The sequence below is a fragment of the Burkholderia sp. FL-7-2-10-S1-D7 genome (assembly GCF_001524185.1).
In the GTDB taxonomy this organism is placed as follows: domain Bacteria; phylum Pseudomonadota; class Gammaproteobacteria; order Burkholderiales; family Burkholderiaceae; genus Burkholderia; species Burkholderia diffusa.
In genome coordinates this window covers 24,502-36,968 of the sequence record NZ_LOWY01000001.1, presented here as the reverse complement: position 1 = coordinate 36,968, position 12,467 = coordinate 24,502, and the positions used below count along the sequence as shown (strand labels likewise).

10 protein-coding genes and 2 pseudogenes are annotated in these 12,467 nt (G+C 68.2%); 1 reads left to right on the top strand and 11 read right to left on the bottom strand.

Annotated elements, in window-relative coordinates; translation table 11 throughout:
- From WS75_RS33190 to hutH, 10 genes and pseudogenes are all read right to left on the bottom strand, one after another.
- Positions 1-179 (bottom strand): annotated as a pseudogene (locus WS75_RS33190) (aspartate aminotransferase family protein); the annotation flags it as partial.
- Positions 180-207: 28 nt separating this feature from the next.
- On the bottom strand, positions 208-1,545 hold the full coding sequence (locus tag WS75_RS00165) for a glutamine synthetase family protein (RefSeq protein WP_059678635.1): 1,338 nt from the start codon (positions 1,543-1,545) through the stop codon (positions 208-210).
- Positions 1,546-1,557: 12 nt separating this feature from the next.
- A complete protein-coding gene (locus tag WS75_RS00160; protein ID WP_059678640.1) occupies positions 1,558-2,364 on the bottom strand; it encodes a gamma-glutamyl-gamma-aminobutyrate hydrolase family protein in 807 nt (268 codons plus the stop codon).
- Between the two features lie 725 nt (positions 2,365-3,089).
- On the bottom strand, positions 3,090-3,887 hold the full coding sequence (gene hutG, locus WS75_RS00155; protein WP_059678634.1) for an N-formylglutamate deformylase: 798 nt from the start codon (positions 3,885-3,887) through the stop codon (positions 3,090-3,092).
- 60 nt (positions 3,888-3,947) lie between these two features.
- A complete protein-coding gene (locus WS75_RS00150; protein ID WP_059678639.1) occupies positions 3,948-5,324 on the bottom strand; it encodes a formimidoylglutamate deiminase in 1,377 nt (458 codons plus the stop codon).
- 23 nt (positions 5,325-5,347) lie between these two features.
- Positions 5,348-6,571: an imidazolonepropionase gene (hutI, locus tag WS75_RS00145; protein WP_059678633.1), complete on the bottom strand. Its 1,224-nt coding sequence runs from the start codon at positions 6,569-6,571 to the stop codon at positions 5,348-5,350.
- Between the two features lie 4 nt (positions 6,572-6,575).
- Positions 6,576-7,187, bottom strand: coding sequence for a HutD/Ves family protein (locus WS75_RS00140; RefSeq protein ID WP_059678632.1), 612 nt, complete (start codon positions 7,185-7,187; stop codon positions 6,576-6,578).
- 2 nt (positions 7,188-7,189) lie between these two features.
- Positions 7,190-8,878, bottom strand: coding sequence for a urocanate hydratase (gene hutU / locus WS75_RS00135; protein ID WP_059678631.1), 1,689 nt, complete (start codon positions 8,876-8,878; stop codon positions 7,190-7,192).
- A 39-nt stretch (positions 8,879-8,917) separates the two neighbouring features.
- Positions 8,918-9,613: a histidine utilization repressor gene (gene hutC / locus WS75_RS00130; RefSeq protein WP_059678630.1), complete on the bottom strand. Its 696-nt coding sequence runs from the start codon at positions 9,611-9,613 to the stop codon at positions 8,918-8,920.
- Between the two features lie 4 nt (positions 9,614-9,617).
- A complete protein-coding gene (hutH, locus tag WS75_RS00125; RefSeq protein ID WP_059678629.1) occupies positions 9,618-11,141 on the bottom strand; it encodes a histidine ammonia-lyase in 1,524 nt (507 codons plus the stop codon).
- Positions 11,142-11,479: 338 nt separating this feature from the next.
- Here hutH and WS75_RS35015 point away from each other — a divergent pair.
- Positions 11,480-11,590, top strand: a pseudogene (locus tag WS75_RS35015) (amino acid ABC transporter substrate-binding protein); the annotation flags it as partial.
- Positions 11,591-11,611: 21 nt separating this feature from the next.
- Here WS75_RS35015 and WS75_RS00120 read toward each other — a convergent pair.
- Positions 11,612-12,310, bottom strand: coding sequence for a 4'-phosphopantetheinyl transferase family protein (locus WS75_RS00120; protein ID WP_059678638.1), 699 nt, complete (start codon positions 12,308-12,310; stop codon positions 11,612-11,614).
- Positions 12,311-12,467 lie beyond the last annotated feature (157 nt).

Here is a 12,467-nt window from a genome sequence, read left to right as displayed (position 1 = left end):
TCGATGACCTTGTTGCCGTCCGAGTCCCACAGATAGACGCCGTCGGCCTTCACGATCACGCGGCTGCCCGCGCGGTTCAGCGCACCCATGTCGGAGAACGGGTGGATGTGGTGCGCGGCGTCGAGCGCGCGGTATTCGGCGGTCGAGCGTGCGCCGATGGCCTCGCTTCGTTCTGTCATGTTGCCTCCGCTAGTCGATGCCGCACGCTCACACGTGCAGCAGGAGATGACGGCGTTCCCACGAGCTGATCACGCGGAAGAACGCTTCGTATTCGGTTTCCTTCAGCGCCAGGTACGCCTTCACGAACTTGTTGCCGAGAATGTCGGCAAGCGGCGTGCACGCGGCCATCAGCGAGATGCCCTCCTCGAGATTGCGGGGCAACTGGTACGGCAGGTCGTAGCCGTCGGACGCGATCGGTTCGGTCGGCGCGAGCTGCTGCGTGAGACCGAGATACCCGGCCGCGAGCGTCGCCGCGAATGCGAGGTACGGGTTGCAGTCGACGCCCGGAATCCGGTTCTCGATGCGCCGCGCGACCGGCGTCGACTGCGGGATGCGAAAGCCGACCGTGCGGTTGTCGTAGCCCCACTGCACGTTGATCGGCGCGGCCATGAAACGCGACAGCCGGCGGTACGAGTTGATGTACGGCGCGAAGATCGGCATCAGCGCGGGCGTGTATTTCTGCAGCCCCGCGAGATAGCTGTGGAACATCGGCGATACGACGCCGCCCTCGTCGGCGAACAGGTTGTGGCCGGTGCGCGCATCGGCAAGGCTCTGGTGTATATGCATCGCGGAGCCCGGCTCGTTTTCCATCGGCTTGGCCATGAACGTCGCGTACATGTTGTGGCGCAACGCCGCCTCGCGCACCGTGCGCTTGAACAGGAACACCTGGTCGGCAAGCGACAGCGCGTCGCCGTGCATGAAGTTGATCTCCATCTGCGCGGCGCCGACCTCGTGGATCAGCGTCTCGATGTCGAGGCCCTGCATCTCGCAGTATTCGTAGATGTCCTCGAACAGCGGATCGAACTCGTTGACCGCCTCGATCGAATACGACTGACGGCCCGTCTCCGCGCGGCCCGTGCGCCCGACCGGCGGCCGCAACGGCAGGTCCGGGTCGGCGTTCATGTCGACCAGATAGAACTCCAGTTCGGGCGCGACGACGGGCTTCCAGCCCTTCTCCTTGTACAGGTCGAGCACGCGGCGCAGCACGTAGCGCGGCGAGATCTCGACGGGCGAGCCGTCGAAATGCACGCAGTCGTGAATCACCTGCGCGGTCGGATCGACGGCCCACGGAATCAGGCAGATCGTCGACGGATCGGGCACGCACACCATGTCGGGGTCGGTCACGCCGGTCAGCGACCCATCTTCCGGATAGTCGCCTGTGACGGTCTGCACCATCACCGCCTGCGGCAGGCGCATCGATTCGCCGGACTCGAACTTGTTGCGCGGAATAATCTTGCCGCGCGCGATGCCGGCCATGTCGGGAATGATCGCCTCGACTTCGGTGATGCGGTGTTGACGCAGGAATTCGCTCAGTTCGGGTTGCATGATCGGCCTCGTTCAGTCGATGTCGGATGCGGCCGGCGACGGCATGGTGCCGCCGGCCGCATGCGTGCGGTGCGTCATGCGCGCGCGGCACGCCGCGCCGAATGCCGCGAAGATGTCGCGCGACAGCGGCTGTTCCGCGAAGCGCCATTCGGGATGCCACTGCACGCCGAGCGCGAACGCGCGCGCGCCACGCACGCTCACGGCCTCGATCAGCCCGTCGGGCGCGCTCGCTTCAACCGCGAGCCCCGCACCGAGCCGCGCGATGCCCTGGTGGTGCAGCGAATTGACCATCGCGTCGTGCGCGCCGCGCGCGATCCGTTGCAACAGGCCGCCCGTCGCGAGCTGCACGCGGTGCGCGGGGCCGTACTGCCGTTCGAGCGGATCGCCGTCGCGCTCGCGATGATCGTGGAAGCCCGCGCTCGCATGCAGCCGCTGATGCAGCGTGCCGCCATACGCGACGTTCAGCTCCTGCATGCCGCGGCAGATCGCGAGCACGGGCACGCCCGCGTCGATCGCCGCGCGGATCAGCGGCAGCGCGGTCGCATCGCGCGAGGGATCGTGCAGCGTGTCGGGCGGGCTCGCCGGGCCACCGTAGTGATGCGGTTCGACGTTCGAATAGCTGCCGGTCAGCAGCAGCCCGTCGATGGACGCGACGATCGCGTCGACCGGCTGGCGCGTGCCGAGCGCGGGCAGCACGAAGGCGAGCGCGCCGGCACCGTCGACCAGCGCGACGAGATACTTCTCGCCGGCCGTATGGTTCGGATGGGCGCCGCGCATCACGCGGTCGGCGGTGACGGCTACGAGCGGGCGCGGTCGCATGATCGCCTCCACGATGAAGGTGCGACGCGTGCATCCGCGCGCGACGACGGCAACGCGCGGTCGCACCGCACGCACCCATGCGCGATCCTGCCGCGCGAACGGCGCGGCAACGGACGGTGCGACCCGATGCGAAGGCAGAAACGGAAGCTAGGGCAACAATGAAGCGCTGCCGTCGCACTGCACCGCGCTGAATACGCGCGCGGTCACGAGATTGAAGCGGCGCAGGCCGCAATGGGACACAGCGAAGAGACAACGCTCGCGCATGAGGGCGGCGCGCGTGCCGCGATCAGCATGCCGGATCGGCCCGGCCTGAGGCGACGCGCCCGCCGACGGACTTCGGGTCCGGCATATCGAAGGGCTGGCGGCTTTCACGATCGTACTCGACTGACTGATGAAGACAGGACACGTGTCGCGATGAAGCGGAGGCGGCAATGCCGCGCGGCGACACGTCGGCAAGTGTTTCGCAGCGGATTCCGGCGCGGTGCGGCGCTGATCGACGCCGTCGCGGCCGGCGCGCGTGACGACTTCCTGACATTCAGCTTATATCACCTAAAAATTGCGTCAAATTTTCAGGTATCGATCCCGACATCGATCAGACGAAAAAAAACGGCATCGACCCGGCCGGTCGATGCCGTTTTGTGCGCTGCGTCGGCACATGCGGGGTTCGCTGGCAGGCCGCGGCGCGGGGTGGCGCCGCGCCGCCGCACGCACCGCGCGCCGGCGGCTCAGCGATGCGCGAGCGCGGTTTCGACGAGCGTCTGCAGCAGCGGCACGATCCGCGCGGCGCGCGCTTCGTCGTACGCATACGGACGCGTCTCCTCCATGTAGGTAATCTGCGACAGCTCGAGCTGCACGGCTTCGACGCCGGTGGCGGGCACGCCGTAGTGACGCGTGATGTAGCCGCCCTTGAAACGCCCGTTCGCGACGGCCGTATAGCCGCCGTGTGCGCTCACGCATGCCGCCAGCGCCTCGGCGAGGCCGGGCGCGGCGCTCGCGCCGTTCGACGTGCCGAAGTTGAAGTCCGGCAAGCGGCCTTCGAAGAAGCGCGGCACATGCGAGCGGATCGAATGCGCTTCCCACACGAGCACGCGGCCGTGCTCGCGCTTCAGGCGCGCGATCTCGCCTTGCAGTGCGTCGTGATACGGGCGCCAGTAGCGGTCGCGACGGCGCATGATCTCGTCGTTGCCGGGCAGCGCGTTCGCCGGATACAGCGGCGCCTTGTCGAACGTGTCGACCGGCACGAGCCCGGTCGTGTCCTGCCCCGGGTACAGGTTCTCGTTGTCGGGCGGACGGTTCAGGTCGACGACGTAACGCGCGTGCGACGGCACGAGGATCGACGCGCCGAGCGTCGCCGCGAACCCGTACAGCCGCTCGAGGTGCCAGTCGCAATCGTCGACGAAGCGCGCGTCGGGCGTCATCGTCGCGGCGATGTCGTCGGGAATGTGGGTGCCTGCGTGCGGAATCGAGATCAGCAGCGGCAGCGTGCCCTGCTTCAGCGTGAAAACAGCCGGTTGTTCAGTCATGTCGCATCACCGTAAGAGTCGGCCGGCACACGCTCGCGGCGCGCGCCGGGTGCCGCGCGTTCAGCGCAGCAGTTGCGCCAGCGCGGCGCGGTAGTCGGCATACGCGACGGCTTCGTCGCGATGGCGGCGGCCGCTCACGACGCGCTCGCCGCGCGTGTAGACGTCGAGCACGGGCGTGTCGCCGTGCTCGGCGAACACGACGCCCGACAGCCAGGACGCGCTGCCGTGTTCGGCGATCGCCAGATGATCGGGATCGAGCACGAGCCAGTCGGCGCGGCAGCCTTGACGCAGCGCGCCGATGCGCCGCCCGCTCGCCTGCGCGCCGCCCGCGAGCGACGCGTCGAACAGCCGGTCCGCGACATGCGCCTGCGTGTCGCTCGCGAGCACGTTGCGCGCGCGATGCACGAGCCGCTGCCCGTATTCGAGCAGGCGCAGTTCCGAGCGCCAGTCGACCGACGCATGGCTGTCCGAGCCGACGCCGATCACGCCGCCCTGCGCGAGATAGTCGACGGCCGGGAACACGCCGTCGCCAAGGTTCGCCTCGGTGGTCAGGCACAGCCCGGCCACCGCGCGACGCTTGGCGAGCGCGGCCGTTTCGGCCGCATCGACGTGCGTCGCGTGCACGAGGCACCAGCGCGCATCGACGTCGAAGCGATCGAGCAGCCATTGCACGGGACGCGCGCCGTAAGCGCGCACGCAATCGTCGACTTCGGCCGTCTGTTCGGCGATATGGATATGCACGGGCGCATCGTTGGGCAGGCCGTCGAGCAGCACGCGCAATCCGCTCTCGGACACCGCGCGCAGCGAGTGCGGCGCGACGCCGTAGCGCAACCCGCCATGCTCGGGCGCGACGCGGCGCATCGCGTCGAGCAATTCGAGCAGCCCGTCCGGCGTGTTGATGAAGCGGCGCTGGTCGTCGCGCGGCGGCTTGTTGCCGAAGCCGGCAAACTGGTACGACACGGGCAGCATCGTGATGCCGATGCCGGCCGAGCGGGCCGCGTCGATCACGCGCGTGCCGAGTTCCGCGATCTGCGGATAGCGCGAGCCGTCCTGCGCGTGATGCACGTAATGGAATTCGCACACCGACGTATAGCCGCACTTCAGCATCTCGACGTACAGCCAGCGCGCGATCGCCGCGAGCGCGTCGGGCGTGATCTTCAGCGCGAAGCGGTACATCAGGTCGCGCCAGCTCCAGAAGCTGTCGGCGGGATTCGCGCGGTATTCGGTGAGTCCCGCCATCGCGCGCTGGAACGCGTGCGAATGCAGGTTCGGCATGCCGGGCAGCACGGGCCCTGCCGCGCGGGCGACGCCGGCCGGCGCGTCGGCATCGGGCGTCACGTCGGTCAGCGTGCCAGTCGCGTCCCAGCGCAGCAGCACGTTGCGGCGCCAGCCATCGGGCAGCCAGGCATGGTCCGCGAACAGCGTCATTTCGGTCATCGTGAGTCTCGTCTGTTGCAAGGCTAGCCGTTCATCCGGCGAAACACGGTCGTACCGCTGCGCACGACCTGCTCGCACAGCGGCCGGCCGATCCAGTAAGCGAGCTCCGACAGCGAGCCGACCGACCAGACCGCGAAATCGGCCTGGCGACCGATCTCGAGCGCGCCGTGACGATCCGCGCGGCCGAGTGCCGCTGCCGCATGGCGCGTGACGCCCTGCAGCACCTCGGGCACCGTCATGCGGAACAGCGTGCAGCCCATGTTCATCGTCAGCAGCAACGATTCGAGCGGCGACGTGCCGGGGTTGTGATCGGTCGCGAGCGCGATCGGCACGCCGTGCTTGCGCAGCAGCGCGATCGGCGGCAATTGCGTTTCGCGAATGAAGTAATACGCGCCGGGCAACAGCACGGCGACCGTGCCGGCCGCCTTCATCGCCTCGATGCCGGCTTCGTCGAGAAATTCGAGGTGATCGGCTGACAGCGCGCGATAACGCGCGGCGAGCGCGGTACCACCCGCGTTCGACAACTGCTCCGCGTGGAGCTTCACCGGCAGGCCGCGCCGCGTCGCGGCCTCGAACACGCGCTCGGTCTGCGCGAGCGAGAAGCCGATGCGCTCGCAGAACACGTCGACCGCGTCGACGAGGCCTTCGTCGGCGAGTGCCGGCAACATCCGTCCGCACACTTCGTCGATGTATTCATCGGGGCGGCCCGCGTATTCCGGCGGCAGCGCGTGCGCGCCGAGGAACGTCGTGTAGACCGTGACCGGAAAGCGCTCGCCGAGCTGGCGCGCGACGCGCAGCATCTTGCGCTCGGTCGCGAGGTCGAGCCCGTAGCCCGACTTGATCTCGATCGCGGTCACGCCTTCGGCGAGCAGCGGCTGCAGGCGTGCGGCCGCCTGCACGAACAACGTCGTCTCGTCGGCCGCGCGCGTCGCGCGCACCGTCGACACGATCCCGCCACCCTGCCGCGCGATCTCCTCGTAGCTGACGCCGGCGAGACGCTGCGCGAATTCGTCGGCGCGCGTGCCGCCGTACACGAGGTGCGTATGGCAGTCGACGAGGCCCGGCGTCACCCAAGCGCCGTGCAGGTCTTCCCGCTGCCAGTGCGCATAACCGTGCGGCAGCGCGGACAACGCGCCGAGCCACACGATCGTGCCGGTTTCGTCGACGGCGATCGCCGCGTCGTCGATCGTTTCGTCGGGATGGCCGTGCGGACACAGCCTCAGGTGATGCCAGACAATCGGTTTCATGCGTTCAGTCTCGTGCGCCGACGGCGAGCGACACGGCGAGCAGCGCGCCGCCTCCGCTCACGACGACGTCAAACGCACGCTGCGGCCCGTCGAGCCGCAGCGTGTCCATTTCCTGCAGTGCGTAGTGCGTGCCGTCGATTTCGATGCCGACTGCGCCGGTCGCGCAGAACAGCAGCACGGTATCGGCGCGCTCGACGCGGTGCGTGCCTTCGGGCCACACGTCGACCGTCCCGCGCGCGGCCGAACGGCGCGTCATCAGGTTGAAGTCGCGCGTCGCGCCGTCGTGCAGCGTCGCGTCGATCGCCGTTTCGCCGGCGAAATCCGCGCGGGCGAGCGGCGCGTCGAGCACGTGGCGTGCGCCGCCCGCTTCCGCGAGCGTCATGCCCGCACCGGACAGCAGCACGAGCGTGCGGTCGATGCCGTCGAAACGCGAGAACGGCCCGGCCGCGCCGACGTCCGCGACGCTCACGCGCCAGGCGAACGCGTCGAGCGCGGCGCCCGGCGGGAACGCGCCGATCTCACGCGTCACGCCGCCGCCGTTCTTCCACGGCGACGCAACGAGATCCGCCGCGCGGATCATCGTTGCGTGCACCGGCGCCTGGTCGAGCGCCGTCATGCTCAGCGGCCGAGCATCGGCAGCTTCAGGCCGGCTTCGCGGGCCGTCTGCTGCGCGAGTTCGTAGCCGGCATCCGCATGACGCATCACGCCCGTCGCCGGATCGTTCAGCAGCACGCGGCCGAGACGCTCGTGCGCGTCAGCCGTACCGTCGGCGACGATCACGACACCCGAGTGTTGCGAGAAGCCCATCCCGACGCCGCCGCCGTGATGCAGCGACACCCACGATGCGCCGCCCGCGGTGTTCAGCAGTGCGTTCAGCAGCGGCCAGTCGCTCACGGCGTCCGAGCCGTCCTTCATCGATTCCGTCTCGCGGTTCGGGCTCGCGACCGAACCGGTGTCGAGGTGGTCGCGGCCGATCACGATCGGGGCCTTCAGTTCGCCGTTCTTCACCATCTCGTTGAACGCCTGGCCGAGGCGATAGCGATCCTTCACGCCAACCCAGCAGATCCGTGCGGGCAGGCCCTGGAACGCGATGCGCTCACGTGCCATGTCGAGCCAGTTGTGCAGGTGCGGATCGTCGGGGATCAGCTCCTTCACCTTCTGGTCGGTCTTGTAGATGTCTTCCGGATCGCCCGACAGCGCGACCCAGCGGAACGGGCCCTTGCCTTCGCAGAACAGCGGGCGGATATAGGCCGGCACGAAGCCCGGGAAGTCGAACGCGTTCTCGACACCCATTTCCAGCGCCATCTGGCGGATGTTGTTGCCGTAGTCGAGCGTGGCCGCGCCGCGCTCCTGCAGCGTCAGCATCGCGCGCACCTGCACTGCCATCGACTGCTTCGCCGGATGCACGATGCCTTCCGGATCGACCTTCTGCGTCTCGCGCCATTGCGCGACGCTCCAGCCTTGCGGCAGGTAGCCGTTGATCGGGTCGTGCGCGCTCGTCTGATCGGTCACGCAGTCCGGCGTGATGCCGCGTTCGACGCATTCCGTGAACACGTCGGCCGCGTTGCCGAGCAGGCCGATCGACACCGGCTTGCCGGTGCGCTTCGCTTCCTCGATCATGCCGAGCGCCTCGTCGAGCGTCGTCGCCTTCTTGTCGACGTAGCGCGTCTTCAGGCGGAAGTCGATGCGCGTCTCGTCGCACTCGACCGCGATCATCGAGAAGCCGGCCATCGTCGCCGCCAGCGGCTGCGCGCCGCCCATGCCGCCAAGACCGCCCGTCAGGATCCAGCGGCCCGACGGGTCGCCGTTGAAATGCTGGTTCGCGACCGAGAAGAACGTTTCATAGGTGCCCTGCACGATGCCCTGGCTGCCGATATAGATCCAGCTGCCGGCCGTCATCTGGCCGTACATCATCAGGCCCTTGCGGTCGAGCTCGTTGAAGTGCTCCCAGGTCGCCCAGTGCGGCACCAGGTTCGAGTTCGCGAGCAGCACGCGCGGCGCATCCTTGTGCGTGCGGAACACGCCGACCGGCTTGCCCGATTGCACGAGCAGCGTCTCGTCTTCGCCGAGATCCTTCAGCGACGCGAGGATCTGGTCGTAGCATTCCCAGTTGCGCGCCGCGCGGCCGATGCCGCCGTACACGACGAGCGCGTGCGGATGCTCGGCGACTTCCGGATCCAGGTTGTTCTGGATCATCCGGTAGGCCGCTTCGGCCAGCCAGGTTTTACAAACCTTCTCGCTGCCGCGCGGCGCGCGGATCGTACGCGTCGGATCGAGACGGGGATCGATGTGTTTCGGATGGTTCATGACGACTGCTCCCGAGGGAAAGTGAATATCAAAGAGGAATCAGAAATGCCCGGTGAAGCGATAACGGCTGCCGGGGTGCCACAGATTCGCCACCGAGGCGACGACGCCCTGCGACCAGGTACGCCTATGTAAAACAAGACACGGCTCGACGTCGTCCATCCGCAGCTGCTCGCGCCGTTCGGGCGCCGGGGCCGCCGCTTCGATCCGGTACTCGACGCGCTGCAGCGGGGCTGCGCGCATCAGGTACAGGTTCGGCGTCGTGTTCGTGAAATCCTGCTCGGCATAATCCGGCGCGACCGCCGGATTCACCCACCGTTCTTCGAGCTGGACGGGTTCGTCATTCTCGAAGTGCAACACCTGCGAATAAAACAGCTTCGCGCGCACGGCCATCTGCATCTCGTCGGCGAGCGCCTCGTCGGCGCGGATCGTGTCGAGGCCGAGCACGGCGGCGCGGTACGCATGCCCGCGCGCGTCGACCTCTTCCGAGATGCTGCGAATCGCGACGAGCGTCGACTCGTACTTCGGCCGCGCGACGTAGGTGCCGGCGCCCTTCATGCGCGTGAGCACCTGCTCGTCCGTCAACTCGCGCAACGCGCGGTTGACGGTCATGCGCGCGACCTTGAACTCGCGGGCCAGCTCGTTCTCGGAGGGCACCTGGTCGCCCTCCGCCCACTCGCCGGCGTGAATGCGGCCCAGGATGAAATCCTTGATCTCCTGGTAGACCGGCGCGCTCATGGGCTTACTGTTCCGATGCGAACGAGAACGGCGCGATCTTCGCGAATGCGCGCTCGTCGACGAGCTTCGCGACCGCTGCGATGTCCGGTGCGAAGTAGTGGTCGAGCTCGTAGTGCGCAACCTTGCTGCGGATCGTTTCCATCACGGGCGCGAGCTTCGGGCTCGTGTGGAACGGCGCGCGCAGGTCGACGCCTTGAGCGGCGGCCAGCAGTTCGATCGCGAGGATGTGCTTCGTGTTGTCCGCGATGTCGGCGAGCTTGCGTGCGGCGAACGTCGCCATCGACACGTGGTCTTCCTGGTTCGCCGAGGTCGGCAGCGAGTCGACCGACGCCGGGTGCGCGAGCGTCTTGTTTTCCGATGCCAGGGCGGCTGCCGTCACGTGGGCGATCATGAAGCCCGAGTTCACGCCGCCGTCCTTCACGAGGAACGGGGGCAGGCCCGACAGCGTCGCGTCGATCAGCAGTGCGATGCGGCGTTCGGCCAGCGCGCCGATTTCCGCTGCGGCGAGCGCGAGGTTGTCGGCCGCGAATGCGACGGGTTCGGCGTGGAAGTTGCCGCCCGACAGCACTTCGCCGGTATCCGGGAAGATCAGCGGGTTGTCCGACACGGCGTTCGCTTCGACCAGCAGCACGTCGGCCGCGTGGCGCATCTGGTCCAGGCACGCGCCCATCACCTGCGGCTGGCAGCGCAGGCTGTACGGATCCTGCACCTTGTCGCAGTCGCGGTGCGACTGGTTGATCGGCGAACCTTCGAGCAGTTCGCGGTACGACGCGGCCGCGTCGATCTGGCCTTGATGGCCGCGCAGTTCGTGGATGCGGGCATCGAACGGCTTCACCGAGCCGGCTGCCGCGTCGACCGACAGCGCACCCGCGACGAGCGCGGTGCGGTACAGGTCTTCGATCGCGAACATGTTGTCGAGCGCCAGCGCCGTCGACGCCTGCGTGCCGTTCAGCAGCGCGAGGCCTTCCTTCGCCTGCAGCGTGAGCGGCGCGAGGCCCGCGACGCGCAGACCGTCGAGCGCGCTGGCGCGCTCGCCGCGGATGAACACTTCACCGACGCCGAGCAGCACGGCCGACATGTGCGCGAGCGGCGCGAGGTCGCCCGATGCGCCGACCGAGCCCTTCACCGGGATCAGCGGCAGCACGTCGGCGTTGAACAGCGTGATCAGCGCGTCCATCACCTCGCGACGGATGCCCGAGTGGCCGCGGCCGAGACTCGACAGCTTCAGCGCCATCAACAGGCGCACGGACGAGCGCGCCATCGGCTCGCCGACGCCGACCGCGTGCGACAGCACCAGGTTCTTCTGCAGCAGCTCGAGCTGGTCGTGCGGGATGTGCGTGCTGGCCAGGCGGCCGAAGCCCGTGTTGATGCCGTATGCCGGCTCACCCTTTGCCGCGATGTCGGCGACGGCCTTCGCGCCTGCGTCGATCTTCGCGAAGCTCGCCGGGTCGAGCGTGAGCTGCACGGATTCGCGAGCGATCTTGCGCAGTTGCGGGAGGGTCAGGTGGCCGGGGGTCAACGTAATCATGTGATCAATCCTGTCTAGACAAGTTCGTGATGGATTGCAGTGTAGCCATCGCAACTTGTCTAGACAACCCCGTTTTTCACGATTTCGACTCGGGAGTTTCCCTGATATCCGGCGCGGCCCGCCGGAGCGGCCCGACAGACCCGGCAATTAACATACGTTGCAGTTTATTTTTTGTTTGGCAACGTACGAATCGACGCTTCCTCACGATCCGCCCACGGCGACCTGCCAAGACCATCCGCCCCCGGTTGACCGGCCACCTTCTTCGGCGAGACGGTCGTGACGAACCCGGGCACGACGTCCGAACGCCTGCTGCGAAAGATGAACGAGGAGAACAAGATGACACATGGTTCATGAAGCCGGTGCCGCCGAAAGGGTGCGCGTTCGACTTCCCGATGAGCGACACGATCAAGGCGCGCTACGCGACGCCGAGCGACGTGCCGCTCGAGTGAGCGTCGCATGCTGAAACGGGTTCAACGCGTCCACGCGACGCACGCCGCGTAGCCGGGCGCCGCGTCGAGCCAGCCCGCATCAAACGCGGCCACGCCGGCCGCGGGCGCGGTCGGCTCGACGATCGTCGTCGCGGGCGTCGCCGCATCGCGCGGCGGCACGACCGCGAACGCGCGCAGCCCGCCGACGATGCCGGTGCCGAGCGCCTTCAGCAACGCCTCCTTCGCGGACCACACGCGCATGAACGCGTCGGCACGCGCGGCCAGCGGCAGGCCGTCGAGATACGCGGCCTCGGCGGTCGCGCACACTTCGCGCGTCAGCGCACGCCAGTCGGTCGAACGGTTGCAGCTTTCGATATCGACGCCGACACGTCCCGTCCCTGTCCATGCGATCAGCGCGTGATCGCCCGCATGCGACACGTTGAAATCGAGCGATGCGCGATGCGCGGGATCGAGCGACGGTCGTCCCGATGCGTCGACGACGATCACGATGTCCTTTGCCGCCACGTCGAGCGCCGCGCCGAGCACGTCGCGCAGCGCGGCGCGCGTCGCGGCACTGCGCACCGCATCCTCGTGCCGCAGGTAGCGTCCGGCACGCGCGCGCTCGGCGTCGCTCAGTGCCGCATAGGCCGGCGACGCGAGCGGCACATGCCAGTCGAAATCGATGCGCGCGACCTGCACGCCGGCCCGCGACGCGGCAGGCGGCACGTCGAGCAGGTGCATGCGCCACGCGCGGGACAGGTCGGCGGGAATCCCGGAATCGGGTGGAATGTACGTCGGCACGGGGCAGCCAGTCGAATGAAACGTCCGATGTTAATCGATCGCGCGGCGCGGCCGCGATCGTCGGCAGTGGCGGCAGGCGCGGCCGCCGCATCGACGC